The organism is Mesorhizobium sp. L-8-3, from assembly GCF_016756615.1.
GTDB lineage: Bacteria > Pseudomonadota > Alphaproteobacteria > Rhizobiales > Rhizobiaceae.
Genome location: NZ_AP023262.1, coordinates 2,328,744 through 2,354,448, shown reverse-complemented (window position 1 = coordinate 2,354,448; position 25,705 = coordinate 2,328,744). Strand labels below are relative to the sequence as shown.

Sequence of the window (25,705 nt, the reverse complement as noted above, 5' to 3'; positions counted from 1 at the left end):
TTTTCCTTGGGAAAATCCGATTCCAAGAAATGACGGTGGCTCGCCTTTCAAGAAGACGCGGGTTCAGGCTCCGCATAAGATGGATCGTGTCGCCCTGGGCTTCACGGTCTTCAATCCCCGTCGGTCCGCAAGCGCCTGACCCCATCTGATCGGGGGTCGGGCGACCCGGCCATCCGGCTTTCGTCCTCCCGGAGTTGGAGGCGAATTGCGCACCCTGCCAGCTACGCGAAGCCTCGAAAGCCTCACCAGGGCACCGAACTGCATCGTGTGGCTCGTCGCCTCGCGATCAGCGCCCGGCACATCGGAGCGACGCAAGAACGAAGGGTCGAAACGTCATCTGCGGCCGACCGCTTGAACGACTGCGATAGCCGAGTTCGTCATCCTTGTCTTGCGGCTTCCCGGCCGCGCCGTGAACTCGTCGTTGCCCTTTCGACGCTCAGGCTCGACCGATCCAAGGGCCCGGCTGCTTCGGGGTTAGGGATGCGTTGAACTGGCGCAGGAGTTCCAGTGTTGCGGAATCGTCCTGCGTCAGCATCCAGCTTGCCACGATCGACATCAGCCGCGCCGGCGCACCGACCGAACCGAGAGCCTCATGCAGTTCCATTGCGATGAGCGTTGTATCCGCCAACGCGCTGCCGGCATCTGCCGGCGACATTTGATCACGCATTCGGATTGCCCCTCAGTAATCCTAAGCGGGCGTAAGTTCTGCTTCCAATGTGTCTTTTGCAAGCCCCCCGAATCACTTTTTCCTCGGCAGCACCGCAAAACGTTACCCGGCGACAAGACAAGCCCGGACTTATCCACTGATTAGTGGAGGAGATGATGCTCCGAGGGCTTTCCGGTCCGTCAAAACAGCCTTTCGGGCAGCCGACGGTTTTGACCGGCGAGGTCTGGGGCGCCTCATTTCCTTCGCAGCATCAGCACCAGGAACTGCACGAGGATCCACAGCAGGCCTGCGATAGGCAACAATTGCGCCGCTGTATGGGACACCTCGGCCAATGAGGGGAGCCACCATGGCGAGAATACCGCTCCTGCCGCCACGCCGGTGGTGGTCTTGTCGACAAGCGGGTTCATGGTGTCCACCCGCACCAGCGAGTGCCCTTCGCATTGTGGCTGTTGATTTGGTCGAGTTCGATGCGAGGCGTGTCGACCGTCGCATCGCGCCGAGGCTCATTGTGATCGCACCAGACTCCGCGGGGGTTCGCCGTCCTGGTCGTTGCGGAGCAGCCCACGACAAGCGAGGACGCGACCAGAGGAACTGCGATCAGCTTCAGTGCCGCGCCCATTTCAAAGCCTCCCGCCTGGCTTCCGCATCGGACATGGCTGCCGCCTTGCGTTCCTCGCCGGTGGCTTCGCGCCCCATTTCAAGGCGATCCTCGGCGGCCCGCAGTTCTTCGGCTGCGTGTTTGGCACGCTCAAGCCTGGCACCGTCGATGCGCGACTTCACCACAACGCCGATCAGCGCGACGATTGCTGCGCCGGCGGCAAAGAGATAGCCGGTAAATCCGATCATTTGCCGATCCTCGTGACAGCCCGCAGCCGGCCGACGATCGCCATGACACCGCCAGAAAACGCCGTGATCGAACCCCAGAGTGTGTAGATGTTTCCCGAGAAGTCGCCGCTTGCCGGGTCGAAGGTAATGCCGGCGAGGCCCAGGGCTGTTGCAATCGACAGCACGCCGCCCCACACGGCGACGGACTGCCACCAACGCTTGGTCTGCATGTCAGGCTCCTTTCGATATGAAGTGGGAGAGGATCAGGGATAGCCAGCCCTTGGGCCGCGGAGACAAAGAGGGCTCGGCAATATCGATTGTTTCGAGTTGCGACGACCGCAGGCTGTCGGGGGTTGCCACTTCCTGGATCGGCGACGCGACCTCCGCGGCCGGCCCTCCTGCCCTGGCCATCGCCACCGCCTTGGCCCTCACGCCTTCGACGCGCGCTGTCCACCCCTTGCGGAATGTGGGCCACGTTTTCAGACTGCGCAGGAAGCTCATTCGCCTGTCGCACAGCTCTCGGATCACCGTGCCGGATGGCTCCGCTTCAACTGCTGCCAGTGTCTGCGGACCGATCTTGCCGTCCTGCCGCACATCGATGACCGCCTGAAGATATTTTGCCGCCCGGTCCGGACCGCTGTTCACCGCGAAGTCGAACACCGCATAGTCGACGCCATCGGGCAGATCGTCGGCCGCCACCGCGTTCCAGTAGTGGCGCCGGTAGATGTCCGCAATCTGAACGGTGGTGATGTTGCGCAGATCATCCTTGCCGGCCTTGGGATTCACATATCGCCTGAAGGTCGCGAGCGCGATGCCCTTCATCGTCGCGCCGCCGGGGTCCTTTGGATGGTCCGACCACCCGCCTTCGTGCGTCAGGACGAGTTTTAGCGCTTCCGCGAAATTGCGGTCCATGTTGCGTTCCTTTATGAGGGCAAGAATGAAGAGGGTGGTTGTGATTTTCGCAGCAAGTGTAGCGGCACTGGTGCTGCTCATGGCCTTCGGAGGCGCGGGCGCGTGGATCGGTCTATTTTGACTGGTCCCGAGCGGACAATCGTATCAGTCCAGCAATTGCGCGCGCTGGCGGCGATCGCCGTTGCCGCCTTCCATGGCCAGCAGGATTTACAGCGCTATTTCGGGGTCGGCGACAGCCTACCGAGCTTGGTAGTCGGCGCGGCCGGCGTCGACGTGTTCTTCGTGATCAGCGGATTTGTGATGGCATGGACTCAGTTCGATGCTTTCGCCAAGCCGGGACTGTCAGGAATTCTGTGCGCGAGGCCCGTTTTCGTCACCGACCGACGAACCGTTCGCCGAAGACAATGGCGAATTGGGTCTTGGCCTCGAACCACTCGCGCGGCGGTCGTTTCCATTCCTCGGCCGCGTGGTTCAGAACCAGATATAGCAGCTTCATGGCGGCGTCGTCATTGGGGAAATGGCCCCGGGTTCGGACGGCGCGCCGCAGCTTGGAGTTGAGCGCCTCGATGGCGTTTGTGGTGTAGATGATGCGGCGCACGCCCTCAGGGAAAGCAAAGAACGGAATGACCTGTTGCCAATTGCGCCGCCAGCTCTGGGCGATCGCCGGGTAGCGCTGGCCCCAGTGACCGGCCTCGAACGCCTCCAGGGCCTGCAGGCCGGCCTCGGCGTCCATGGCCCGGTAGATCGCCCTGAGCGCCGGCACGACCGCCTTGCGGTCCTTCCACGACACGAACTCCAGGGAATGGCGGATCAGGTGCACAATGCAGGTCTGCACCACGGTCTGGGGAAAGACGGCGTTGATCGCCTCGGGAAAGCCCTTCAGCCCGTCGACGACGGCGATCAGGACGTCGCCGACGCCGCGGTTCTTCAACTCGTTCATGACGCGCAGCCAGAACTTGGCGCCCTCGGTCTGTTCGATCCAGATGCCCATGACCTCCTTGGTGCCGTCGGGCAGGATGCCGAGCGCGATGTAGACCGCCTTGTTGCGCACGAAGCCCTCGTCGCGGATCTTGACCCGAATGGCATCGAAGAAGACGACGGGATAGACCGCGTCCAGCGGCCGGTTCTGCCATTCGGCGACCTCCTCCAGCACCGCGTCGGTGACCGCCGAGATCAGGTCCGGCGAGACCTCGATGCCGTAGAGCTCCTCCAGATGGCCGCGGATCTCGCGCACCGTCATGCCGCGCGCATACATCGAGATGATCTTGTCGTCGAAGTCGGGAAACCGCCGCTGGTACTTGGCGACCAGCTTCGGATCAAAGGTGCCGGCCCGGTCGCGCGGGATCGCCAGCGTCATCTGTGACGTCCCCGTCAGCACCGTCTTCTTCGAATGCCCGTTGCGGCGATTGGCGTTGCCGTCGGCACCTTCGTCCGCCAGGTGCTCGTCGAGCTCGGCGTTCAGAATGCGCTCCGAAAGCGCCTTCTTCAGGTCGTCGAGCAGACCGTCCTTGGCAAACAAATCCCTCGGATCACGACCGGCAAGCAGCTGATCCAGCAGTTCTTTCTCGATAGCCATGTGATGATTCTCTCCTTTCCATCATCATGGCCTCACGCACAAAATTTTCGACACTCCCGCCAAGCCCGGGGCTGCATCGGACTTCATGGCTCGCCGCCTCATCCGAATTGTGCCGCTCTATTGGTTAGTGACGGCGCTCTATCTGGGCATCATACAGGTCTCGCCGGGGCTCGCTTCAAACTACTCCGCCGCCGATATTGCCCGATCCTTCTTCTTCATCCCCACCGTCCGGCCGGACAGCCCGGACGTCCAACCGATCGTTGGGCAGGGGTGGAGCCTCAATTACGAAATGCTTTTCTACGTGCTGTTCGCCCTAGCGCTACTGGTTAGCCGCGGCAGCGCTCTCGCCTTGCTCTCCGTGGCCTTCGTCGGGTTCGTCTTAACGCATTACACATTCGATCTCGGCACGCCACTGCACTTCTGGACAACGCCCATAATAATGGAATTCCTGGCGGGCGTCCTCATCGGCATGGCTGCCCGCTCGGGGTTTTCTGTACCGAAATGGGCAGGCGCTATCATCACCCTGGTTGGCGCATGGTTGTTCTTCTCCCCCGGCATGCCGTCGATCACCGATGAAAACCGGCTCTTTGTATGGGGGGTCCCGGCGGCCATGGTCGTTGGCGGCCTGACGCTCGGCAAGGTTGAGCCCCGGCTTGGACAGAACACGTTCATCACCCTGGGGGACGCGTCCTACGCTCTCTACCTCATCCATCCTCTATGCATCCGGACGCTTTTGTTGGCGGCTGGTCGTGCTGGCATCGATGCCGGCCCACTGGCATGGCCTCTGCTGGTGGCTACGGTTTGCGCCGCAACCGTTGCGTCTGTCTTCGTCCATCGTCTAGTCGAGCGGCCGGCTACGCGTTGGCTGAGATCAGCTTACGAGAGCCTCCGACGCTGCCGCGTTCCAGCATAGCGATCAAGGGTCAGGCCGCTTCGAGGGCAGCAATTCGAGCTTCCAGGGCCGCAATCTTGGCCTCTGCGGCCTCAAGTCTGTCGGCCAGCCACGGAATTACCGCCCAGAGGTACGGGGTGCGTTTGCTCAGATCCATGCCCCACGGGATGTAGTCGTCGTCGCCCGGATCTCCGACGCCAGGCGATGCAAGGTCTGGTGAGATCGTATAGGACGACTGAGCGCCCCAGCCGACAGCAACCGAGCCGTCAACCTTCCATGCGAACTTGCAGGTGGGATCAGCGCGGATGACGGCCATAGCCTCGACCGGATCGAACGTCCCCAGGAAGTCCTTCAGTCGATCGTCCGACGACGTATTGTAGGCCGTCGCAGACGCGTTGGTGTGGATGCTGCCGACCAAGCCGTTCGGATTGTAGAACTGCGCGTGCTGGACCGTCGAAGTTTCCGTTCGCGAACTGCGGATCGCAGTTGCGGAAATGTCCTTGCCGTAGCTAGCGCCCGTCGTGCTCACCGTGCCGACCATAAGAGTACTGGGAACGACCACCACACCACTCGCCCGGAAAGCAGCCACCAGTCGCGAATAGGCTCCGGTCCCGTCACAGGAAACGATCGAGACGCTATCGTTCACATCATTATCCCGGATGCCAAGAACGAGATGGCCAACGCTTGCTCCTTCGATCAGAGCACCAAATGTCGAGCCGGGAACCAGCGCCGAGACGGGCGCGCCGTTGTAGCTGCCATACGCTCCGGTCCCGATCGTGGCTTGCGCTATCGCCATAGAGGAGCTCGACCCAAGGAGCGGCTGCTTGCCGGCCAGTTCGGCATTGACCTCGTTCCGCCAGTCAGCAGAGAAGATCGAGGGCATCGGTTAGCCCTCGATCATTGGCGTAGAGGACCGCATCTGCGCCAGCAGTACCTGGTGGCTCGTCTCGTTGGCCTTCACCATCTCGTTGCGGAAGCTCTCGACGGCAGCCCCGGTCTGGCGCTGCTGGCCACTGTTTTCGATCAGGAGGAGCGGCAGGAAGGCGATGGAGCAGTTCCACTCCTCCACATCCTTGCCCGTATTGATGTCCTTGCCCTGGATTTTGCAGAAGAACTTGCATTGGAGCTGGATGCAGTCCTTGCCGATCAGGGGGCAGAAATCGCCGACTCTAAGGTGCATGGGTCAAGCCGCCTTTTCGCAGATGATGACATCGACGTATTGAACCTGCAGGTTCATCGTGTGCGAATGCGGATCGCCTGTGAAGGTGTGGGTGTGGCTTCCACCGGAACCTGCAGAATTCGTAGTGCCCGAATTGATGTCCACAGTGTGGGTGTGAGCGCCGCCGCTGCCTGTAGTCCCGGCACTGACGTTAACGGTGTGAGTGTGCGCACCGGCCGAAGGAATAGAGCCGAACGACGTGTTCGCTCCGGCAACTGTGCTGGTGGTGGGATCGACTCCGGTATTGAACAAATAGCCGTTCCCTAGATCATCGTGAGTGTGGGCGCCCGCCACGTTGGTCGCGCCCGCCAACGTCCCAGGCCCATGAGTATGGGCGCCAGCGTTAGCTGCCATGCCCGTCAGTGTGCCCGGACCATGGGTGTGATTCGGCATCTGCGCGGCGGTCAGAGTCGTGTTACCGACGGTGCCGCTCTGCGTGGCATTCGTGGTCGAACGAGCGCTGGAAAAAACGGTCGAAAATGCAACCGCGCCGCCGGCCGATACCGACCCGGTCACCACGCGCAATGCGCGGTCGTTGTAGGTCGTATCCTTGGTCCAGCCCGTAGGGGCCGCCGTCTGCTGGAACAGCATGCGTGTGCCAGCGGGAAAAGCATCGACCTTGTTGCCGCCAAGCGTGGACGCGGCATTGAACGTCGCGGCGCCGTTGAAAGTCGTCGCGCCCGATACGGCGAGTGAGGAAGCGGCAACGGCATCGAGTATTGCAGCACCGTTCGCGCGGAAGGCCGCGACCAGCTTCGAATAGTTCCCGGTGCCGTTGAATGAGACGACGGAGACGCTATCGTTGGCGTCGTTGTCCCGGATGCCTAGGACCAGATGGCCGGCGTTCCAGCCTTCGATCAGCGATCCCAACGTGGTGCCCGGAACCAATGACGAAATCGGGGCGGCGGAATAGCTGCCGAATCCGGCGTTGCCGATCGTCGCGCCTGATGCCGAAATTTGCGCGAAATCGTTGGTGTAGGGCGCCATCAGAAGCCAGCCGCCGGCATTGCTGTTGGCCGACGCCGAATAGATTGCCACATAGACACCGCCGACCAGCAGATCCCCTGCCGACAGGTCCACATCGCCAGTGAGCCCCATCTTGCGGATGGCCCTGGAGCCAAGACCGTTCACGTTGAGCGTTGTCGCACCCGTGTTCGCGAGGCCGGAGCGGAACGTGACCATTCGCCCGTTCGCCAGTGACGCGAAGGCCGACCGCGCGGTGAGCGTGCGGGTATTGGCCGTGCCGCCGGCTGACAGCGCCCCGGCGATGTCGTCACGCCATTCGGCGATGCGCCCCATCATCTGGCGGGCACTGTCGTTCACCGAGTCGGGGAACTGGTTTTCCAGCCAATTGATATCGCCGTCGGCGTCGTCGTTGTCGCCGGGCGTCAGGCTCCAGCTATATAGGCTTCCAGCCATTCGGCGCTCCTGATCGATGGGTGCCGCTGAAGATCACAGTGGCAAGGGGTTGGGGTCAGAACTCGAGGGCGACTATCCGGGCCACGGCGCTGCGTCGACTGTGCGGCGGCCCGGCGAACGACCTCAGGTGCGGCCGACTTGGCTTCGCCCGCACATCACCTGATGTCGTCGCTTCTCTTTGCCGCAAATTGTTTGTCGGAAAGCCGTGGCACACTTTTCCGAAGCCTGCTTAGCCTCGTCTTTGCCGCTCACTGAACCATTGGCGCAGCAATGTCGGGTCGCTCACCAGCAGATCCGCCGTTCCCGCGTCCATGCCTTGGGCGATCAGCCAGTCGCGTGTCTTGTTCTGCCCTCGCGCGGCCATCACGTCCTGCCGGCGATCCTGCTGTTGCTGCATGAGCGTGCTCGCCAGGCCCTGGTTGCGTCCCCATGGATCCGCTGCCGCAATCGCCGGCGCCAACGCTCCCAGGAGTTCGCGCCATCCCCAGCCGCCATCCTGCGACGGGGCTGCCTCGCCTTGCTCCGGCACCAAACGCGTCGGACCGCCGTGTTCCGGCGCTACGGGCGTATCGCGCAGCCCTCCCCATGGATCGGGTTGCAAGGGCTGCGACAGGGCCATCTGGTCTTCCGCAAGGCTCTGCGCGAATGCGGTCACCCGATCGCGTGCAAAACGGCCGGCCAGGTCGCCCCCGAGGGCCGTCTCGAAGGCTTGCGCAACCCGTCCGCTGGCCGCGTCGGGCGGTTGCGCGCCGATTGATCCGTCAACTGGCGGCACGACAAGTTCCGGGCGATGACCCGGATCCGGAAGAAAGTCACGAAAATCAGGCATCGAGGTCACCCTCACATCGTTCGTCGAAGTTGCGATCGTTGGTTCCGAGCATCTTTCTCGACCATCATCCGGCCGAGGAAACCGGTGGCGCCGGCCGGTCCGGCGGCGGGTGGACCATGGTCTGGGCCTGTGGAGTTGATTCTGGCCGCGCCAAGCTTCGCGTACCGCGCTCCGGGCCGGCCACGACAACGCAGAGGGCTCGTGCGCCGGTTGCCGCCACTCGGCTCAGCCAACAGCGCATCGGGTTCGCGAGCAGGATCGAGCGAGCCGGCGGACTTACCCCACCGCCAGATCGTAATGTACCGCCTTGAAGCCGCTGCCGGCATCGACGACGGCCTCGGGGTGGCGTTCTTCCACCTCGTCGGCCATGAGGCCGATTTCAGTGGTCGCCTGCCCCTTGTAGCGATAGGCATAGACCGGCAGGCCGTTGTCGAGCATGCCGACCCGGCGGATATCCTCTTTCAGGCGGCGGTCGGAGGCCTTCGGAATGGCGCCGAGCAAAGCCGCGAGGATGCCGCCAAAATTGACCGGCTGGGTTTGTGTCGATGTCTGCGTGCCCCAGTTTCCGGCCGATCCCGTGCCGGTCGTCAGCAGGCTCCCGATCCTCGCCCAGGGCGACATATCGGTCTGCTGCCACTGGTTGATCAGGTCGTTGAGGCCCTGCTGGGTACGGTTGTCGATCGCGCCGCCAAGGCCCATCTGCTGGTTCGCATCGAACACCTTGTTGTTCTGGATGCCGGACAACTGGCCGATCATGTTCAGCATGTTGCTCATCCCCTGATTTTCGAGGCCGGCAGCGTCGAACTGGTTGCCCATCGCCTGCTGGCCGAGGCCCCCGAGCTGCCCGGCCGCGTTGAGCCTGTTGCTGATGTTCTGGCCCTGCGTGTTGGCCGCTCCCTGCGCCGCCCCGAGCCCGAGGTTCTGGCCTTGGAGCCAGTTGCCGATATTCTGGCCCTGGACACCGGCAATCTGGTTGGCGATGTTCGCCCCGAGCTGAGTGCCCTGCACCCGGTTGCCGACGTTCCGATCCTGGACGTTCGCAACGCCGCCGGCCGCGCCGCTCTGGATGCCAAGGCGGCCCTGCTGCGCATTTTCGAGCATGCCGCCCGCCTGCACCTGCCGGTCACGCTCGGCCTGGTAGTTCTGGTTGCGCAGGTTGCTGGCGTTGCTGGCGACAGCATCTGCAACCGTACCCTGATGCGCGGCCGAGCCATAACGCCCGCCCGCCGCAAACATCTGGTTCGTCTGGTCGGCAACATCCTGCGAGCCTTTGGCAACGATGTCGTCGAGATAAGGCGAGCCGCCCAGATACTGACCTCCGGCCGTCCCGCCCAGATACTGCTCGGCCGCGCCCGGCTGGCCTGCGCGGTCATACACGTTCTGATGGTTCTGCTGGCCGATCTGCCGCACGTTTCCGGCCTGTCCCATGAACCGCTCGAGGTTGGCGGTGCCGATCTGCCCGACGTTCTGCGCGTTGTTGTAGATCTGGTTGAACTGGCCGGACCCGATCTGTCCGGGATTCTGGAACACAGCCGCAGCCTGGTTCATCCAGTTGTTGGCGCCGACACCGCCCATGACGTCGCCGATGACATTCTGCGCAGTCTGGCCGATGCCGCGGTTGCTTATGACATCGTTCGCGGCCTGAATAGGGCCGGCCTGAAGCTGCGTGTTCATGGTGTTGTAGGCGGCCGTACCGGGCTGAACCGGCTTTCCCATGCTTCGCGCCCATACCGGGGAACCGGTGTTGGTGCTCGAGGCAGTGCCCTTGTTGCCGCCCTGCGTAGTGGTGCTGCCCATTTACCGACCTCCCCTGCCGCCGCCGTAGACCTGTCTGGTGGTGTAGCCCATCTTTGGCCGGTTGTGCTGCAGCCACTGGGTCGCCCTGAGCCTGGTGCCCAGATCGTCGGAATTGGCCCCGAGCAGCACCCAATCCGGGATCGAGTCGGAATTCTGCCGGGGCAGCGACATCGGAAGCTGGCTGTTGCGCTGCTTCATGGCCTCGATCTGGGCCTTGATGTCGGCGCTCGGGATCAGCGCATTGATGGATTCGTTCGTAATGGGCTTGCCGGTTCCACCAGTGGCGGCCATCAGCGCATTCATGCCGCCCAGCGTCTGGCTCGACAGAGGCGCCTGGGTCGGCCCGTTGTAGACATTATGGCCGACGCCCGAATTGTAGAGGTTCATTGCTTCCGACGCGGCCTTCTCCAACAGTGGCCTCGCCCATACCGGGGGTTCGTTCGTCTGCTTCGAAGTCGTGCTTTTGCTCATCAAAGTCCCTTTCGCCAGATCACAGCCGCTTCGGCGTAGCCCAGCGGCTCCAGCAGTTTTTTCCAGCCCTTGCGGCCGACCAACTGGCATTCGGTCGTGCCGTGTTCACGCGCGGCCCATTCCTCGATTTCCTTCAGCAGCGGCATGCATTCGCGCAACCGCCGCCCTCCGACCTCGGCCAGAAGCAGTTGCTTCTTCCCCGTCGCGTCGATCGTCACGATCTCGGTGATCGGCGTGAGGATCACCTGGCCCGCCTCGTCGAAGACCAGCCAGAGCTGCCGGCGGCCCTGGGCACATTCCCGGACGATGTTCGAGACGGTCTCATAGGTCCCGAACCGGCGGCAGTAACGCTCCAGGCAAGCGATGACATCCGGCCATAGAGGTGTCATCTCCGCGACGCTCATGTCCGTGGAGAGACGAATAGTCAGTGCCATCAGGTCACCCGCTGCGGCCAGGGATCTCGGAAATCGACAGGATCACGTCGAGTGCGTTTGCCGTTCCGGCCTGCACCCGGATTTGATCGCTTTCGTTGAGCGCGAATGCCTCCAACGACAACCACACCTGGCCGTTGACCGGTACCGCGTGCTGGAACAGCAGCCTGAACTGATCATTGGCCGCCGAATTGAACCAGTTCACCGTCGCGATCACGTTCGATCCGGTGACGTTGGCCAGCCGAATGCCGATCACCTGCACATAGCCGACCGCGGTGAAGATGGTCGTGTTGCCCGTCGACGTCAGATGGGCGCCGATCAGCCGGCAGGCATTGGAGACGAAGTTACCGCTCATGGACTCTACCTGTCATCTTGAGCCGGCTGATTCAGCAGAAGCTGCGCAAGCAGTCCTGTGGAGCGCCGGGTTTTGACGTCGCTTGCCCCCTCAGGTTCGATACCGTGGATGGCCGACCTTGGCTGATCGGCCGGCACCGTCACCTCGAAGCGGTGGAAACCGCCCGCTTGCCCCGCCCGGGAAGGCCGGTCTTTGTCGAAACGTTGGCCGGGTTCTTCCAGTTTCTTTGACCGCCGGCACGATCCCGGACTTCAGTGCGGCCGAAAATCTCGGGAGCGTCACAGAGCGGCCGAAACCCGGTCACGACGCTCCGCGTCCCACTGGTCAGTTCGATATCCCGGTTGCACGTGCAGAGGGTCTTCGTCTCGGCCTGCACTCGGATTTGATCGTTCTCGTTGAGTGCGAAGGCCTCGAGCGGCAGTCACATCTGTTCGCTGACCGGTACGGCGTGTTGGAACAGCAGATGATGCTGGTCATTGGCCCGGGAACTGAACCAGCTCGCCGTCGCCACCGCGTCCGATCCAGCGATGTTGGCCACACACCTGGACATAGCCGACCGCGATGAAGACGGTCGCGTTGCCCGTCGTCGTCAGATGCGCGTCGATCAGCCTGGCAGGCATAGGAGACGAAATTGCCGCTCATTGTTCCTGCCTTTCGACCGGGGCGTTCTGGTTCACCATGAGCCCGAGCAGTCCGGTGGCGCCGAAACCGCTCAGTCCGGCGAGCAGATCGGGGGACGAAACGCTTCGCGGGATCGAACCTCGCGAACCGTGATCGAAGTTGGTTTGGATCTCGTACAGCGATGATTTTCTTTCCCTTTTCACCACTGGGTGTGGTAAAGTTTTTGAGCATCACGCTGTCATGACCGGCCTCGAAAAGGTCCCTCAATGTCCCGGCAACCTCCAGGTTCGTCTCATCTCCGTCTAGTTGAACCGCCACAGGTCGATCCGCCCGATGAAGCAGGGGATAAATCTATTGGGATGACCCTGGATTCGCTTTTTCCGCCAACTGAGCGAAGTCGCCGGCAGTCTCTGGGTCTAGAGCAACCCAGGCGGTTGCCTCACGTGCCGGTGCTGCACCAGTCGTACGAGCTTTTTGCGCTGGATCGAAAGCGCTGAAGCTGGCCGAACTGCCGTGATATACCGGCAGCCCGGTCATGAAGCCCATGGCCTTGGCCCGCGCCATGCGGCTCGCTTCGTCCATCGGCAGTTCCGATATGACGTCCTTCGACACCTTGGCGGCCATGGCTGGGACGGCCTTTTGCGCGAGCCCGCCGAACAATTTTCCACCGGGTATCGCGCCGGCAACCGCCATCGCCATGCCCGGATAATCACCGGAATTGTAGGCACGGGCGCCGTCTTCGCCCGCCAGTAGAGCGCCAATTCCGGGAACAAGATCGATCACGGCGCCAACGTTGCTGCGCATTTCATGGGCTTTCGAAGAACTGAAGCCCGCAGCCCTGGCGGCGTCAAAGACGCGATCTCCGATCCACTCGCGCTTGGTCGGCTCGTAGGCCTTCAAAACGGCATTTCTGCCGCGCGACGCCGCCAATGCCTCCAGCACGCCCGGCGCATAGTTCCGAGGCGCCCTTCCGGGCGGCGACACGTCTATCGGCGCATCGATCGGCTTGGACAGCAGATCAAGAATACCGGCCATCATTCACTCTCCGAAACATCATTGCTGCCCCTCGGGCTGGCCCTCAGGGTCAACGCCGTGGATGGCCGACCATGGCTGATCGGCCGGGATCGTCACCTCGAAGCGGTGGAAGCGGCCGCTTCCAGTTTCTTTGACCGCCGGCACGATCCCGAGCTCCGGTGCGGCCGAAACCCGGTCACGACGCTCCGCGTCCCACTGGTCAGCTCGATACCCGGTCGCACCACGGCTTGCAGAGGATCTTCGTCTCGGCCTGCACTCGGATTTGATCGTTCTCGTAGAGTGCGATGGCCTCGAGCGGCAGTCACATCTGTTCGTTGGCCGGCACGGCGTGTTGGAACAGCAGATGATACTGGTCATTGACCCCGGAACTGAACCGGCTCGCCGTCGCGACCGCGTTCGATCCAGCGATATTGGCCAGACGAATGCCGATCACCTGCACATAGCCGACCGCGGTGAAGACGGTCGTGTTGCCCGTCGTCGTCAGATGCGCGCCGATCAGCCCGGCAGGCATAGGAGACGAAATTGCCGCTCATGAGCCTACCTGTCGTCTTGAGCTGGCTGGTTCAGCAGAAGCTGCGCGAGCAGTCCGGTAGCGCCGGTTTCTGGCATCGCTTTCTGTACCGGAATCTGATATGATTTCAGCGAGCAACAGCTCGGAGAAAGATAGTGTTCCACACCTACATCCTCGCGGCTTCCGGCAATAAGGTCGATATAGACCGCGCATCGTTCTTGATGGACAAGAGGCTACTACAGGAAGCGATTGACGCCATGGAAGAAGAAAAGGCCACCTGTCCTCGGGAAGACGCTCTATATGGCCCACAATGGATCTGGGACTACTATTGCGAACGACATGCAGAAAGATACGGGGGGGGCTTCGAGCCTGATGTCAGTCCTGATTGGGATCAGGGCGGGACGCCAGCCCGAAAAGCCCTGGAGCTAACGCCCCAAGAGATAGAAGAATTCCTCGCTTGTCTGCCTTTCCGGGGTCAAAAGCGGCCTGAGCAGACCTGATCCCGAACCCGTTAAGCTTTCGAACGTCCCGGCCTGAATCGATCGCGTTGAAGCCCGCGTCCCTGAACACATTCTCAAGGGCGCGGCTTTTCGATACAAGTTCATGCGTCAAGGTAGCGCCCGGCGCATCTGTAATCATCTGATCCGGCCTCGCCTTCCCGAACCCGACCATATATTCCGGCGAGCGCTCGAACTGTGTGGCCAGTTGCGCGGCAAGTTGCGGGTCATGCGCCATAGCACTCTCGACAAGCCGGCCGTACTCTCCCGCCGTCATCGGCCTGCCGATCGTGAACGCCTTCGAGAGGTCAAGCCTGAATTCACGCGGGTCAGGCTGGCCGCCCTTCTGCGCGAACCCTGCGGCGTATTCTCTGTCCCGCGAGAAATGCGCGCCGCTCGGATATTCGTTGGGCAGCTTCCCGTTAGCCTCTCCTCGCCAGAACACATCGTCGGAATAACCCATGGCCTTGGCCCGCGCCATCCGGCTTGCTTCGTCCATCGGCAGTTCCGAGATGACATCGTTTGTCACTTTGGCGGCCACGGTCGGGGAAGCCTTCTTCGCAAGCTTGCCGACAAGCTTGCCGCCGGGTATGGCTCCGATTGCCGCCGTTGCCATCCCCAGATAGTCGCCGGAATTGTAGGCACGGCCGCCGTCTTCGCCCGCCAATAGAGCGCCAGCTCCGGGAACAAGATCGATCACGGCGCCAACGTTGCTGCGCATTTCATGGGCTTTCGAAGAACTGAAGCCCGCAGCCCTGGCGGCGTCAAAGACGCGGTCTCCAATCCACTCGCGCTTGGTCGGCTCGTAGGCCTTCAAAACGGCATTTCTGCCGCGCGACGCCGCCAATGCCTCCAACACACCGGGCACATAATTCCGAGGCGCCCTGCCGGGCGGCGAATAGTCGATCGGCGCATCGATCGGTTCGCTCAGAAGATCAAGAATACCGGCCATCATTCACTCTCCGAAACATCATTGCTGTCCCTCGGGCTGGCCCTCCGGGTCAACGCCGTGGATGGCCGACCATGGCTGATCGGCCTGCACCGTCACCTCGAAACGGTGGAAACGCCCGCTTGTCCTCGCCGGGATGAGGCCGGTCTTTGCCGAAACGTCCGCCGGATTTTTCCAGTTTCGCGGGCTGCCAGCGCGGTCTTTGGCAGCGGAACGGCCGGAAACCGACGAAGCATCGCAGAGCGGCCGAAATCCGGTCACGATGGTGCGGCTGCCGCTGGTCAACTCGACATCCCCGGTTTGCAGCACAGCCTGCAGAGGATCGCCGGAGAAGAAGCCGAGCCGCCAGTCCGTATCGAAAGCAGCAATCGTCGGCGTGCCGCCGCTCCATGCGCGGCTGTCGAGCGAATAGGGCAACTGATCGAGCGGAATTCCGAGGCTCGAAAGGCTGTCCAGCGTGAAGCCAGGCGTCGTCGCGTCGATCAGCCCGGTCATGATCCTGTTCGGCTTCAGCAGGCTCCATCGATCCACGCCGTAGTGGTAGAGCAGCACCTTGTCGTAGGAGTTCTCCAAGGTGTTCGCGATCGAGCGATAGGCCCAGTAGACGATCTTCCTGTTCGGATCCTCCGAACCGTAGACGTTGTAGATTTCCTGCCGGGAGATGTCGTCGATGAAGGTGTTGTCGACGCGCTCGACCCCGATGCCGACGGGCGGGATGCCGTATCGATAGAAGCCGTCATCGGACAGGTAGTAGATGCCGCTGCCGGTCGCCACGACGGATTTCGGCGCCATGCATCCGTGGTTGGTCAGCGTCTGCTTGAAGGTCATGACCATGGATGTTTCCAGCGCCAGATTGCCTTCCCTGACGCTTTCGGCGTGGAAGATCAGGCAACCATTGACGCCGCCCGCAAAGCCCATGATCTCGCCGCCGTCGGGGAAGGCCTGGAAGTCCGACGATCTCTGCCGCGGCGACCAGAACTGCGGCTGGTTGAGCCCCGACCACTGCACCATGCGCTGGTTCGTGTTGAGGTGGGACAGCATGACGAAATCGCCCATCGTGCCGACGAATTTTGCGCGCGGAGCATCGGCCGACAGGTCGGCGAACTGAACGGGACTGTTGAGGTCGATGTACTGGACCGGATCGACGCTGTTGGTTGCGATCAGCCACGAGCCATACTGAGCGAAAGACCAGCGCTCGCTGTCGGCGGTCGAATATCCGCCCGGCTTCGAAACGTCGGTCCACGTCAGCGTGGTGCCGTCGAACATCAGAAGCTTGGTCTTGGTGCCGACAACAAGCACGTAGTTGCCGTTGTTAACATAGCCGAGGTACGACCCCTGAGGACGCTCGGGCAGAGGCTGCGACAGCGCCCGAAACGACGGGAACGGCCCATAGCCGCCCTGGATCGGCAGGACGTTTTCAAGGGAATCGGTCGCCTCGGGATCGAAAGGCGACCGATCCGGCGCGTAGGTGGCGAAGGGGATCATGGGCCGCGCCTCGACATGCGTGCGCTGGCGCGCGAATACACGCCCAGCCTGTCGTCAGCCACCAGAACATCGATAAGCCCGGCCTGCGCATTGGCCATCGTGTCCGCGCGCCCCTGGTTGCCGATATAGATGCTGGCATGCTTCAGGCAGCCGTAGAGATATAGGCCGGGATGTTCCTGCAGCAGCCAGTTGCTGTCCGTCTCGTCGACCATTTCGGGCAGCTTGGCCCAATACTCGAAGCCGATGTCGGCGCTCGTCTTCGGCCGCACGATCAGTTTCGCACCCGAGATCGTGAAGACATTGGGAAGATCGGCGAACTTGTAGGGGTATGCCCAATCTCGATAGGTAGGTGCCACGAATTCGAGGACACGGCGGGGATTGAGGATGGCCGTGACCTCGCGGAACTGCAGATAGTCGGCGGGAATGTCCGCCTCTCCGTCGCTGCCAAGCGTCAAGGTCGCGCTGGTGAGCTGCCGGCGCGTCCTCAGCACCCGGTTCAGATCCGCTTGGCAGAGCGTGACGAAATCGCCGGCGACGGCGGCAAGATCCTGCCGGTCGAACATCCAGTCGGCTATGCTTGCCTTGAGGTCGCCAAGGGTCTGGATGGCCATCTAGACGTTCCCTCTGAACTTGCGGAATTTCTGGTGATCGGCGTCGTTCAGCCATCGCTTGACATAGTTGCGATCACCTTGCCGGTGGGCCTCTGCAAGCTGGTCGTGGTAGATGTTGAGCGGGATGGAGGCCACGACCTTCCCATCGCCGAAGCGACGGCCCAGGCTGTCGTTGTAGGCCTCGGCGTTCTCGTCCAGCAGTTCATCGACGGGCGTGTCGGTGCGGATGACCGCCGTGCCGTTGCCGAGATCCAGCCACCAGCTCGTGACGCCGGTCTGCGGATCGTGGCTGAACAATCGCCAGTCCCCGTCGAAGACGTCACAGGGGGTCATTGCGGGCCGCCAGGCCGCGTTTGACGAGATCCTTCGCCTCGTCCGCCGGAAGCTCGGCCTCCGAACCGGCCGGCATTTTTTCGCCCCCGCCGAGCGGCCAATAGCCTGTGAGCAGCTTCACCGGAAACTTCCTGGCCTTTCTTGGCCCGCCTCCGGCAGGTTCGGAACCCTTGTCCATCATGATCTCCATTCGACTGCGGCAACGAACCCGCAATAGAAACGGTTCGGTCCGGTGCGCGCGAACAACACAGGCGGGCAGCGGCGCATATCCGCCGCTGCGGGCACGGGCCGCCGCGGCAGTTCGCGACGGCCGGATGTCATCAGGAAGCGGCGGTGAGGCCGAACACGTCGGCAATCACGCCATGCGCGGCTTCGTTGCGCACGACGAGCGTCCACTCCGTCTTGATCACGCGCTTGTTGGCATCGCCTGTCTTCGCCGGCTCGTCCTGCTTCATAGGGCGAAGCACGCCGCGCGAGACCTTGTCGGGGTCGATGATGAAGACGTTGCGCGCGAGCGCCGCGCTCGTCGACATGACACGGTTGGGCTCGACCACGAGTTCGCCGAAATCCGACTGGTAGACGTCGGCCGCCGCAAGGATGATGCCTTGCTTCTTTTTCTCCGGCACCTCGCGGCGGAACGGCGCCACATTGGCGTCGCTCATGAAGGTGGAGAAGGTTCGCTTGTTGTAGGGCGACACCATGATGGTCGTCGGATTGCCGCCGGCCTGGTAGGTGCTCTGGATGACGTTGTCCATCAGCGCCTTGGTATAGGCCCGCTGGGTGCCCTCGGTCGCCGCAGCCACCAGGCCCGTATTCGAGTTGAAGCCGCCATCGGCGCCGCCTGCACCACGATCCGCATTGGACTCGAGCCATGCCGGGAAGCCTCCCGAGACACGTGCGGTGGCGTCGTTGCCGGCGTCGGAGCCGACATTGCCGAGACAGGCGAACTCGATGTCTTTCTTGAGTTCGACGCTCGCCTTGGCGAGCTGGTAGCCGAGTTCGGTGTCGCGGCCCGCCTTCCTTACCGCATCCTGTGTCTCGGTGACGATGATGGGCTTCCACGAAATCTGCGTGAAATTCGCGACCCGCTTTGTCGGCGCACGGCCGCTGAAGGTGTAGTCGTCACCTTCGATCTGCGCATTCGCCGCAGGCGTTGCAAGCTCGTCGGTCTGCCAGTCGTGGCGGACGGCCTCGACCTTGCTCGTGCCGATCATGGTGATGAACGGCGTCTCCTGGGGTGTGATGCGATAAATCGCATTCTCCAGGTCTTCACGATTGCCTACGGCGTCGTAGGACGAAAACGTTCCGGCTATCTGGGCCATTTGATTATCCTTTGACCAAATCGAGGAGGACTGCGGCTCCGCTTTCGATGGAGCCGTCACGGCGTAGTTGGTCCCATTTGTCCTTGGATGCGCGGGCCTGCGCTTCCGCCGGTCCGGCACGGCGGCCGGGCCTTTGAAGCGGCAGCGCCTCCCTGGCCTTGGCCTGGGCCTTGGGCCGGTTCGCCATGATCCTTTGATAGGCCATGGCGTCCTTGGCCAGGAGGATCAGGCGATGGTCGTAGACCTGCCCGAGATCCTGCGCGGTGAAGCCGTATCTTTCGATACCTTTCGCCAGATCCGCGTTGAACTGGTTCAATTTCGCGCGGTCGCGCAATTCGGGCATCGCCTTGACGAGATTGTGCATCTCGCCCTGGAGCCACTGCCCGAATACGGCTTCGCTCTCGTGGCGGCGCTCGTGATCCGCCTGCTGCCTGGCAGCCGCCAGTAGCCGCAACTGGTCGATCCTCGTGTCGTAGTCGACCTTCTGCTGGATGTAGCCGATGGGATCGCTGTTCAGCAGTGATGGATCGGGCGCTTGCGGCAGATGGGCCGCGGCAAGCTCGATGGCGAAATTGAGGTTCTCGTCGAAAAACTGGGACTTCTGCTGGATTTCCGAAAGCCTGGCCTCCAGCTCCTTGCGGGTGGCTGCGAGCTCCATCGTCTTCCGGCGGTAGTCGGCGTCACGCAAATTGCCTTTGCGCCATTCCTCGACGTCGTCGAGAGTGACCTCGGTTCCGTCCTTGAGGCGGACGTTCGTCGGTTCCTCGGTGCCGTCGCCTTCCTGGGCTGCGTCTTCTTCCGGCGGGCCTTCCCCGAAGGGATCGCCCACTGTCTCGTCTTCCTGGACATGGTCCGGTTCGTGGGCTTCGTTGGCCATCTGTGGCTCGCCTGCCTCGCGCTCCGTGCCGCTCCTGTCCTCCAGCGGATCTCCGCCGAGAAGGGTGGTGAGTTCATGAGCCCCCTGGTCCAGGCTCAAAGCCGAGTTCCCGCTGTCCGGGTTGACTCCATCTTCCATGACAATGCTCCATCAGGCGGTTCTGTGTGGTACCAGCGGTCGATGGTATCGGCCGTTGGAGTGCGCGACGGCGCGGCCCACGCCCGTTGGCCGAAGGCCAAGCGTCCGGAGTGGCCGCGCCGGTGATTGAGGCCGCGTGGATGCGCCAGCACCCACGCCCCCACTGGATGTGTCGACATCCAGTGCCGTTGAAATGATAAGGGCGACCGGTGAGGTCGGCCGCCGGGCTGCGCGATTACGCGCCGCACCTGTCGGCGCGACAGCCGCACCGGCGATTGAGATCGCGTGGATACGCCGGCATCCACCTGTCGATGTTGAGCGAACGAGTCTCGCCGCTTCACACAGGTCGAAACCGCCGTCGTGCCTATGCCCGCTGCCCGGCATTGCGGGAGCGCAGGGCTTTCAACGCCCGGATCCTGGCCTGCACGTCTCTTGTGGCACGAACGCGCTCCAATAGCGCGGCCATGCGTTTTCTGCTCGCCCACCAGGGCAATCGCAGGAGTTCCTCGAATGCCTCCCTCTCGATCTCCTCGAAGAGGACTTCAGTCCTTCGCTGCCGACGAGAAACTCCAGCTCGGAGGATGGAATACCGTTGGGTTTCATCACGTCACTGCCCTGACGCGCGAGATCGAACCGGCCCAACATGTGACCCGATATCGCTGAAGGTCATGTCACATCCCTGTCTCGGCTGGAGTGTCGATGTTGGTATCGGCCGGCCGTGCGGTGACTGCGCTGTTCATCTGGTTGGCTTCCCGGGTAAGTTCGGCCTCGAGCAGCATTTCCTCGCGCCGGAGCTGGGCATCGAGGATCGCGTCCATCTTCCGCTGCTCGCGTTCGAATTCCGCGCGCTCCTCCGCGAGCCTCATCTCTTCGGCCGACCGTTCCCGCGCGAGCTGCAATTCGAGCATGGCCTTCTCACGCATCGCCTGTACCTGGCTCTGTGCCTTCTGGCGGTCCAGCTCGGCGCCGGCCTGGGCCCTTTGCTGTTCGAGCTGCAACTTCTGCTGTTCGATCTGCATCCGCGCCATCTCGGCCTGGGCCCGCGGATCGGGCTGCGGCTGGTCCTGCCGATCCTGTTGCTGCACGAATTGCTGAACCGTCCGGGAGCTCACCTCACTGAAGAACTGGTCGGGTTCCTTCAGGCCCGATGCCTCCACCATCTTGCGCAGCGTGTTCGCATACTGAGCCAGGTTGCAGATCGGATTCATCGGACCGGCCTGCGCAATGATCTGCTCCTGCTTGCCGGCGATCTGCATGAGCAGCATCATGTCGCGATCGCGGGAGCCGGAACCAAGGCCCACCGACACCGTAGCGTCCATGTTCGCATTCCAGGCGCGGGGGTCCATCTGCACCCAGTTGTTGCGCAGCCGAACCATCTTCGGGCGGTCCTGGTAGCGCACGATCAGCTTCAATACGCAACGGAACAGACGCTTCAGCCCGATCTCGGCGATGTTGCGGGCGTAGAGCTCGATTTTCGAATAGGACGCACTCTGCGCCAGCATCTGGCCCGTCGCCGTCTGGTTGCTCAGTGCCTCGGGGTCCAGCGCCATCGACTGTCGCGAGACGCCTGTCCGCTTCTCGGCCACCATGTCATGGTATTCCAGCATCTGATAGGACTCGGCCGCCACGAAGGGTGTCTGCACCTCGCGGATTTGCCCGAGCTGACTGACCTGGATCACGCCGCCGGGCGTCGGGTTCACCACCTCGTCCGGATTGGAGACGTTCTTAAGCACCACTTCGCGCTGCGGCAGGTTGGAGAGGTAGAGATTATCCAGCGTCTGCCGCTGCAGCGTCGTCTTGATCTTCTGCACGTCCTCCAGTTCGTCCATCATGGACCGGCCGCGCCAGATATGCGCATCCGGATTGGGGACGACATCGGCGAATGGCAGGTCATCCGACCATTCGTCGTTCGCCAGGAGCTGACGCTCGTCGCCCGTCGTCCCGGCGATGACGACCTTGCGCCATTCCGCATGGCCGTCTCCGTCATGGTCGACGCGCAGATAGGCCTCGAACACGTCCACCTCGACCATGAGCGGGTCGGAGTGGAAATGGTTCTGATCGTAGAGTACCCGGTTCCACCGCGCGACCCTTTCGGGGGTCGACTGCAGGTCGTAGTCGGCGCCGATCGACAGGACGGTCTCGCGATCGTAGCCGTCGTCGATCAGGCTTTGCCGCGTCCTTCGCGAACGGTGGCAGGCGAATTTCGCGTCCTCGATCGACGTTGCGCCGCGCTCGATCAGGAACTCCTCCGGCGCCAGACACATGATACGCAGCCGGCCGCTTTCGGAAACGCGGCGGATCTTCACGTCGTGGCAGGTGTATGGTTGCTCCACCGGCTGGCCCGTCTGCGGGTCCGGTACCCTCTCCGTCTTGATCTCCTGACGATGCTGGAGAACGCTCACCTCGTCGTCGCTCACCAGTTGTGTGAATGCGTCATCGGAGAGGCCGGTATAGTCCAGCAGCTCATGTTTCGGCGACGCATCCCACCAGAATTTGAAGACACCATTGCCGAACATGAGGGCATCCTGGAAGGCGTCCCAAAGCACACGATAGCCGCTGCACTCGCGCCAGAAGACGTAGTTGACATAGTCCGACGCCTGCTTGTCCACGCCCTCGTCTTCCGGCCCCTGGGGCTCGTAGCAGACGACCTGATCCGAGGACGCGAACACGCGCATAAGGCTTGGAAGTATCCAGCCGACATGATCGGACAAGTCACGTGTGGTCACCTTCGACCAGCCGTCTCTCGCGTCGAGGTCGCGCAGCTCGCCGCGATAGTATTCGATCGCCCTCACGCGACGCAGAGAATGCTCGGTCTGGTCATAGCCGATCGCGTCATTGATCTGGCTGCGCACGAAAGCCGCCAGTCGGGCGTCGTCCATTCGCTCATTCCTCGAAGCCATGCGATGTTTTCCCGAAACGCGTTGCAACCCGATGGGGCGTTCTGCGCACAACCGACGGACAGATCGTCGACGGTGGTGCCCTCCCACTGCGGCGTGTCGCGTGTATCCTTTTTCACGGGACACGCGGTAGGCGCTCGAAAAGCCGAGCCGCATGACCTTGCCCAGTCCTAGAGAATCCCGCGACGGTCGCGCGGCGGCAGCTTGAGGTCGCGCGGCGCCTCATAGGCCACGCACATCAGGCCGAATGCGTCGGCGGCATGCGACGACCAGTCATGTTCGGGCCCGAGGCCGATATTGCGGACATCGTCCTGCTTCTCATGGTACCAGCCAAGCGCATCGAGCCCCGCCGCACAGGTGACCTCGTTGAACCACATCTGCGGAAAAAGGCGACGCGCGGCTTCTATCCTCTTCAGGGCCGCACCCTTGCCCTGGTTCGGAATGGTCTCCACCACGAAGCCAGCCGCGGCGATATGGTCCTCGAACCGGATCGCGGTCACGGCATCTTCGCGATTGCCGTCATGGGGCAGGATGCACCGGGCATTGCCGTATCCACGCGATCGCAACCACTCCAGATGCGCGGCCAGCGGCTGGCCCGCTGCCTCGTAATAATCCAGCATCCGCATCTCGCGCCCCACGAACTGGGTCACCCAGATCGACGTCGCGTCCCGCACGCCGATATCCCAGAACGCCTTCAGCGGCATCAGCGGGTCGCGCGCCACGGCGCCGATCCGGCCTTCCTGCCGCGCGTTGGCGAGCGGTTCCGCGAAGTAGGCGCCTGCAAGCACGGTCGCGTATCCTCCCTCCCATATATGTTCGTACTGGTCGGGAGCGCCGCGCAGACAATCGAGTCGCTCCTGTTGGAGCGCGCTCGGAAACCATGGATTGTCGGACCAGTCGGCCTTGACCACGATCGCGCCGGTCGGCCGCGAGGGCCCACGCAGCAACGCATCGATCGGGTCCGTCTTGCGTCGCGGATTCCACGAGGCCCAGATCTCCGAACCGTCTGCCCGGATTGTCGGGCGCAGAAGGTTGAGCGAGGTCATCGACAACGTCTGTGCCTCCTCGACCCAGGCTCGCCTGAAACCTTCAAAGGACTTCACCGACTCGGCCGTGTAATCCTGCATGCCTTGGAACGAGACGAGCCCGTCCCCCGGCGTCTGGATCACCTCCCGGAACACTTTGAATCCGTCGGCCTCGCCAAGGCGGAAATCCGCGAGCTTCCTTTCGAGCAGGCGCTTGGCGCTCTGTTGTAGGCTCTTCTGCACCTCTCGGATACACAGCGACAGCAGCCCCTTCTCTGCGATGCTGTCCTGGATCAGTAAGCCGGCGAAGAAATGCGACTTGCCCGAACCGCGTCCGCCATGGGCGCCGTTGTAGCGCGCCGGCTTCAACAGTGGCCGGAACGTTCTCTGCGTCTTGAGCCAGAGCGTGCCGTCCGCCCTTCGGATAGACACAATTGGCGCCAGGCTTTCCTTCTTGCTCGCCATCCCTTCGAACACCCGCTCCTCAAATCGGGTCCCGTGGGTCGACGATTTCACGGACGATCTTGATCACCGGGTGCTCGAACGCCTTCTCGGGCGGCGCGGCCAGGGAGACATTGGCGAGATCCGGCAGCGTCTTCTTGAGCAGCATCTCGATCACCTTCAGTTGCGAGGCATCCAGTTCGACGGGATCGCCGTCTTCATCGGCATCGCCGAGGGCATATTGCTGCAGCCGCCTCACCAACCTTACGGTGTCGACTGCAGCCCGTGCCTCTCGGCCTTGGTCGATGCCTGCGATGGTCTTCTTCCTGCCCGGCATCCGGCCTCCTGTCGATGAAGCAGCAACGCCGCGCCTGAGATCGGCGTCGATCTAGGACGACACGACCGTCGCCCCGGGGAAAACAAGGCGAGCGCAATCTCGCCGCGGATGGCTCTATCGCTTAATCAATAACCCGCCGCGAACAGTTCGGGCGGGCCAGACACAATTCTTCGAAAGTGAGAATAGTAGTCAATAAATCGGATTGTTCCGCAGAAGTCAATCGATATTCTACTTGGTTATTAATTTGTGAACGCTCCAGCGACCCAGTACGATCATATACCGCATTTGCCGGCACGATCAGCCGGCGGGTCGCAGCCCCGGACAGGTCCCCTCCGCCCTGATCAATCCGCCTGCAAAGACAGTCGCTCGAAGAATGACGATGCACGCCTGCCACAGGACGCGCACGCCCCTGTCGCTCAACGGAGAAACCCGCCGCGAACTTCTCGGGCGGGTCGGACACAATTCTTCGAAAGTGATAATGACCGTCAATAAATCGGGTTCTCGCGGAGAAGTCAATCATAGTTCTACTTGGTCATCAAGATGTGAACCGCTGGGGGGATCGACGACCGCAAATCCCAGGGTCCTCTGCCATGTTGGTGCGGCCGCCGTGCGGTGGAGCCGAGCGCTCAGATCACGATGAAATCCAGGTTGGTCAGTTGGAGCCCGCACCGCCGAGCAGCCGATCTGCGCCGATGCCACCATCCAGCGTGTCGTTGCCCGCCGCGCCGCTCAGCACGTTGGCGCCGCCGCTGCCGATCAGCATATTTCGAAAGACTGTTGCCGGTCGCGGCAAGTGGCGACGCGCCGAGCAAGGTGAGGTTCTTTACCACGCCCCTAACCCAAATCGTGTTGGCGAGACTGAAGCTGATCGACGATCGCACCGTGTCGATGCCGCCGGAGCCGGCTGCGCTCTCGACGATATCGCCTGCATTGTCGGCCCGATAGGTGTCGTTTCCCGCGCCGCCGAGCTCGCCCTGTATGCCGATCGAGCCTACTGCGCCTGGCTGCTGGTCGCTATTTTCTCCTGGGGGTCGTCCCTTTTACGGATGGCGATTGCTGAAAGCAGCCCTCCGCCTACACCCATGGTGGAGTCGCAGTTTCCGTGTCCCATAGCGGAACACCTCGTCTGCTCATGCGTTTATTGCCCGGTTCCCCCGAAAGAAGGAGTGCGCCCATGAACCAGGCGGAGCGTGACCAGCATGGACCGATGACGTTCGTCAATCGAGGCGGCAA

The 25,705-nt window shown here is 62.5% G+C and carries 29 protein-coding genes and 1 pseudogene; 2 read left to right on the top strand and 28 right to left on the bottom strand.

The annotated features are described in order from the left end of the window. Positions 1 to 436 precede the first annotated feature (436 nt). From JN302_RS11185 to JN302_RS11165, 5 genes are all read right to left on the bottom strand, one after another. Positions 437 to 667: a hypothetical protein gene (locus JN302_RS11185; protein WP_202312147.1), complete on the bottom strand. Its 231-nt coding sequence runs from the start codon at positions 665 to 667 to the stop codon at positions 437 to 439. Between the two features lie 233 nt (positions 668 to 900). Further along, entirely contained in the window at positions 901 to 1,074 is a 174-nt protein-coding gene (locus tag JN302_RS11180) for a hypothetical protein (protein ID WP_202312144.1), read from the bottom strand. A gap of 196 nt (positions 1,075 to 1,270) precedes the next feature. Further along, positions 1,271 to 1,513 carry a hypothetical protein gene (locus tag JN302_RS11175; RefSeq protein ID WP_202332903.1) on the bottom strand — a complete coding sequence of 81 codons (243 nt, stop codon included), beginning with the start codon at positions 1,511 to 1,513 and terminating at the stop codon, positions 1,271 to 1,273. Continuing rightward, on the bottom strand, positions 1,510 to 1,722 hold the full coding sequence (locus JN302_RS11170) for a hypothetical protein (RefSeq protein WP_202332902.1): 213 nt from the start codon (positions 1,720 to 1,722) through the stop codon (positions 1,510 to 1,512). Before JN302_RS11170 ends, JN302_RS11175 begins: the two co-directional genes overlap by 4 nt. Position 1,723: 1 nt before the next feature. Next, complete coding sequence (locus JN302_RS11165; RefSeq protein WP_202332901.1) at positions 1,724 to 2,404, bottom strand: glycoside hydrolase family 108 protein; 681 nt, start codon at positions 2,402 to 2,404, stop codon at positions 1,724 to 1,726. A 102-nt stretch (positions 2,405 to 2,506) separates the two neighbouring features. On the opposite strand from JN302_RS11165, the pseudogene JN302_RS39790 reads away from it, so the two are divergent. Beyond that, positions 2,507 to 2,713: pseudogene (locus tag JN302_RS39790) on the top strand (acyltransferase family protein); the annotation flags it as partial. Positions 2,714 to 2,777: 64 nt separating this feature from the next. On the opposite strand, the gene JN302_RS11160 reads toward JN302_RS39790, so the two are convergent. Then, on the bottom strand, positions 2,778 to 3,980 hold the full coding sequence (locus JN302_RS11160; protein ID WP_202310163.1) for an IS256 family transposase: 1,203 nt from the start codon (positions 3,978 to 3,980) through the stop codon (positions 2,778 to 2,780). A 43-nt stretch (positions 3,981 to 4,023) separates the two neighbouring features. Here JN302_RS11160 and JN302_RS11155 point away from each other — a divergent pair, with 43 nt between their 5' ends. Next, positions 4,024 to 4,893 (top strand): acyltransferase family protein, encoded by an 870-nt coding sequence (locus JN302_RS11155; RefSeq protein ID WP_274609281.1) that lies wholly within the window; start codon positions 4,024 to 4,026, stop codon positions 4,891 to 4,893. A gap of 10 nt (positions 4,894 to 4,903) precedes the next feature. Here the strand turns inward: JN302_RS11155 and JN302_RS11150 are convergent, their stop codons facing one another. The 22 genes from JN302_RS11150 to JN302_RS11050 all read right to left on the bottom strand — a co-directional run bounded on the left by JN302_RS11150 (position 4,904) and on the right by JN302_RS11050 (position 25,235). Next, positions 4,904 to 5,755: an ABC transporter C-terminal domain-containing protein gene (locus tag JN302_RS11150; RefSeq protein ID WP_202332899.1), complete on the bottom strand. Its 852-nt coding sequence runs from the start codon at positions 5,753 to 5,755 to the stop codon at positions 4,904 to 4,906. 3 nt (positions 5,756 to 5,758) lie between these two features. Continuing rightward, a complete protein-coding gene (locus tag JN302_RS11145) occupies positions 5,759 to 6,052 on the bottom strand; it encodes a hypothetical protein (RefSeq protein WP_202332898.1) in 294 nt (97 codons plus the stop codon). A gap of 3 nt (positions 6,053 to 6,055) precedes the next feature. Then, a complete protein-coding gene (locus JN302_RS11140) occupies positions 6,056 to 7,510 on the bottom strand; it encodes a hypothetical protein (RefSeq protein ID WP_202332897.1) in 1,455 nt (484 codons plus the stop codon). Between the two features lie 229 nt (positions 7,511 to 7,739). Continuing rightward, complete coding sequence (locus JN302_RS11135) at positions 7,740 to 8,285, bottom strand: hypothetical protein (RefSeq protein ID WP_202332896.1); 546 nt, start codon at positions 8,283 to 8,285, stop codon at positions 7,740 to 7,742. Between the two features lie 330 nt (positions 8,286 to 8,615). After that, positions 8,616 to 10,136, bottom strand: a complete 1,521-nt coding sequence (locus JN302_RS11130; RefSeq protein WP_202332895.1) for a tail fiber domain-containing protein — start codon at positions 10,134 to 10,136, stop codon at positions 8,616 to 8,618. Then, positions 10,137 to 10,523: a hypothetical protein gene (locus JN302_RS11125; protein ID WP_202332894.1), complete on the bottom strand. Its 387-nt coding sequence runs from the start codon at positions 10,521 to 10,523 to the stop codon at positions 10,137 to 10,139. 83 nt (positions 10,524 to 10,606) lie between these two features. Further along, a complete protein-coding gene (locus JN302_RS11120; protein ID WP_202332893.1) occupies positions 10,607 to 11,041 on the bottom strand; it encodes a hypothetical protein in 435 nt (144 codons plus the stop codon). A gap of 4 nt (positions 11,042 to 11,045) precedes the next feature. Continuing rightward, positions 11,046 to 11,393, bottom strand: a complete 348-nt coding sequence (locus tag JN302_RS11115) for a hypothetical protein (protein ID WP_202332892.1) — start codon at positions 11,391 to 11,393, stop codon at positions 11,046 to 11,048. A gap of 473 nt (positions 11,394 to 11,866) precedes the next feature. Continuing rightward, positions 11,867 to 12,013, bottom strand: coding sequence for a hypothetical protein (locus JN302_RS11110; RefSeq protein WP_202332891.1), 147 nt, complete (start codon positions 12,011 to 12,013; stop codon positions 11,867 to 11,869). A 352-nt stretch (positions 12,014 to 12,365) separates the two neighbouring features. After that, the gene (locus JN302_RS11105; protein WP_202332890.1) at positions 12,366 to 13,052 is read right to left on the bottom strand and encodes a hypothetical protein; all 687 of its coding nucleotides are present in this window, start codon (positions 13,050 to 13,052) and stop codon (positions 12,366 to 12,368) included. Positions 13,053 to 13,350: 298 nt separating this feature from the next. Continuing rightward, positions 13,351 to 13,560 carry a hypothetical protein gene (locus tag JN302_RS11100; protein ID WP_202312124.1) on the bottom strand — a complete coding sequence of 70 codons (210 nt, stop codon included), beginning with the start codon at positions 13,558 to 13,560 and terminating at the stop codon, positions 13,351 to 13,353. A gap of 375 nt (positions 13,561 to 13,935) precedes the next feature. Then, positions 13,936 to 15,012, bottom strand: coding sequence for a hypothetical protein (locus JN302_RS11095; protein ID WP_202332889.1), 1,077 nt, complete (start codon positions 15,010 to 15,012; stop codon positions 13,936 to 13,938). A gap of 15 nt (positions 15,013 to 15,027) precedes the next feature. Then, a complete protein-coding gene (locus JN302_RS11090) occupies positions 15,028 to 16,491 on the bottom strand; it encodes a hypothetical protein (protein WP_202332888.1) in 1,464 nt (487 codons plus the stop codon). Next, complete coding sequence (locus JN302_RS11085) at positions 16,488 to 17,102, bottom strand: phage adaptor protein (protein WP_202332887.1); 615 nt, start codon at positions 17,100 to 17,102, stop codon at positions 16,488 to 16,490. Before JN302_RS11085 ends, JN302_RS11090 begins: the two co-directional genes overlap by 4 nt. Continuing rightward, the gene (locus tag JN302_RS11080) at positions 17,103 to 17,435 is read right to left on the bottom strand and encodes a hypothetical protein (RefSeq protein WP_202332886.1); all 333 of its coding nucleotides are present in this window, start codon (positions 17,433 to 17,435) and stop codon (positions 17,103 to 17,105) included. It lies immediately after the preceding gene. Next, positions 17,422 to 17,556, bottom strand: coding sequence for a hypothetical protein (locus tag JN302_RS39620; protein ID WP_274609263.1), 135 nt, complete (start codon positions 17,554 to 17,556; stop codon positions 17,422 to 17,424). The genes JN302_RS11080 and JN302_RS39620 overlap by 14 nt, the downstream gene beginning before the upstream one ends. 199 nt (positions 17,557 to 17,755) lie before the next feature. Further along, positions 17,756 to 18,757 (bottom strand): DUF5309 domain-containing protein, encoded by a 1,002-nt coding sequence (locus JN302_RS11075; RefSeq protein WP_202312115.1) that lies wholly within the window; start codon positions 18,755 to 18,757, stop codon positions 17,756 to 17,758. Positions 18,758 to 18,761: 4 nt separating this feature from the next. Beyond that, positions 18,762 to 19,772 (bottom strand): hypothetical protein, encoded by a 1,011-nt coding sequence (locus JN302_RS11070; RefSeq protein ID WP_202332885.1) that lies wholly within the window; start codon positions 19,770 to 19,772, stop codon positions 18,762 to 18,764. Between the two features lie 671 nt (positions 19,773 to 20,443). Continuing rightward, a complete protein-coding gene (locus JN302_RS11065) occupies positions 20,444 to 22,651 on the bottom strand; it encodes a portal protein (protein WP_202332884.1) in 2,208 nt (735 codons plus the stop codon). Between the two features lie 188 nt (positions 22,652 to 22,839). Continuing rightward, complete coding sequence (locus JN302_RS11060) at positions 22,840 to 24,159, bottom strand: phage terminase large subunit (RefSeq protein ID WP_202332883.1); 1,320 nt, start codon at positions 24,157 to 24,159, stop codon at positions 22,840 to 22,842. Positions 24,160 to 24,178: 19 nt separating this feature from the next. After that, entirely contained in the window at positions 24,179 to 24,472 is a 294-nt protein-coding gene (locus JN302_RS11055; RefSeq protein WP_202312105.1) for a hypothetical protein, read from the bottom strand. 652 nt (positions 24,473 to 25,124) lie between these two features. Then, entirely contained in the window at positions 25,125 to 25,235 is a 111-nt protein-coding gene (locus JN302_RS11050) for a hypothetical protein (protein WP_202312103.1), read from the bottom strand. Between the last annotated feature and the right edge of the window lie 470 nt (positions 25,236 to 25,705).

Coding starts and splice junctions, on each gene's coding strand:
- JN302_RS11185 (WP_202312147.1), bottom strand. CDS start 667: ATGCGTGATCAAATGTCGCCGGCAGATGCCGGCAGCGCGTTGGCGGAT.
- JN302_RS11180 (WP_202312144.1), bottom strand. CDS start 1,074: ATGAACCCGCTTGTCGACAAGACCACCACCGGCGTGGCGGCAGGAGCG.
- JN302_RS11175 (WP_202332903.1), bottom strand. CDS start 1,513: ATGATCGGATTTACCGGCTATCTCTTTGCCGCCGGCGCAGCAATCGTC.
- JN302_RS11170 (WP_202332902.1), bottom strand. CDS start 1,722: ATGCAGACCAAGCGTTGGTGGCAGTCCGTCGCCGTGTGGGGCGGCGTG.
- JN302_RS11165 (WP_202332901.1), bottom strand. CDS start 2,404: ATGGACCGCAATTTCGCGGAAGCGCTAAAACTCGTCCTGACGCACGAA.
- JN302_RS11160 (WP_202310163.1), bottom strand. CDS start 3,980: ATGGCTATCGAGAAAGAACTGCTGGATCAGCTGCTTGCCGGTCGTGAT.
- JN302_RS11150 (WP_202332899.1), bottom strand. CDS start 5,755: ATGCCCTCGATCTTCTCTGCTGACTGGCGGAACGAGGTCAATGCCGAA.
- JN302_RS11145 (WP_202332898.1), bottom strand. CDS start 6,052: ATGCACCTTAGAGTCGGCGATTTCTGCCCCCTGATCGGCAAGGACTGC.
- JN302_RS11140 (WP_202332897.1), bottom strand. CDS start 7,510: ATGGCTGGAAGCCTATATAGCTGGAGCCTGACGCCCGGCGACAACGAC.
- JN302_RS11130 (WP_202332895.1), bottom strand. CDS start 10,136: ATGGGCAGCACCACTACGCAGGGCGGCAACAAGGGCACTGCCTCGAGC.
- JN302_RS11125 (WP_202332894.1), bottom strand. CDS start 10,523: ATGAACCTCTACAATTCGGGCGTCGGCCATAATGTCTACAACGGGCCG.
- JN302_RS11120 (WP_202332893.1), bottom strand. CDS start 11,041: ATGGCACTGACTATTCGTCTCTCCACGGACATGAGCGTCGCGGAGATG.
- JN302_RS11115 (WP_202332892.1), bottom strand. CDS start 11,393: ATGAGCGGTAACTTCGTCTCCAATGCCTGCCGGCTGATCGGCGCCCAT.
- JN302_RS11110 (WP_202332891.1), bottom strand. CDS start 12,013: ATGCCTGCCAGGCTGATCGACGCGCATCTGACGACGACGGGCAACGCG.
- JN302_RS11105 (WP_202332890.1), bottom strand. CDS start 13,052: ATGATGGCCGGTATTCTTGATCTGCTGTCCAAGCCGATCGATGCGCCG.
- JN302_RS11100 (WP_202312124.1), bottom strand. CDS start 13,560: ATGCCTGCCGGGCTGATCGGCGCGCATCTGACGACGACGGGCAACACG.
- JN302_RS11095 (WP_202332889.1), bottom strand. CDS start 15,012: ATGATGGCCGGTATTCTTGATCTTCTGAGCGAACCGATCGATGCGCCG.
- JN302_RS11090 (WP_202332888.1), bottom strand. CDS start 16,491: ATGATCCCCTTCGCCACCTACGCGCCGGATCGGTCGCCTTTCGATCCC.
- JN302_RS11085 (WP_202332887.1), bottom strand. CDS start 17,102: ATGGCCATCCAGACCCTTGGCGACCTCAAGGCAAGCATAGCCGACTGG.
- JN302_RS11080 (WP_202332886.1), bottom strand. CDS start 17,435: ATGACCCCCTGTGACGTCTTCGACGGGGACTGGCGATTGTTCAGCCAC.
- JN302_RS11075 (WP_202312115.1), bottom strand. CDS start 18,757: ATGGCCCAGATAGCCGGAACGTTTTCGTCCTACGACGCCGTAGGCAAT.
- JN302_RS11070 (WP_202332885.1), bottom strand. CDS start 19,772: ATGGAAGATGGAGTCAACCCGGACAGCGGGAACTCGGCTTTGAGCCTG.
- JN302_RS11065 (WP_202332884.1), bottom strand. CDS start 22,651: ATGGACGACGCCCGACTGGCGGCTTTCGTGCGCAGCCAGATCAATGAC.
- JN302_RS11060 (WP_202332883.1), bottom strand. CDS start 24,159: ATGGCGAGCAAGAAGGAAAGCCTGGCGCCAATTGTGTCTATCCGAAGG.
- JN302_RS11055 (WP_202312105.1), bottom strand. CDS start 24,472: ATGCCGGGCAGGAAGAAGACCATCGCAGGCATCGACCAAGGCCGAGAG.
- JN302_RS11050 (WP_202312103.1), bottom strand. CDS start 25,235: ATGCTGATCGGCAGCGGCGGCGCCAACGTGCTGAGCGGCGCGGCGGGC.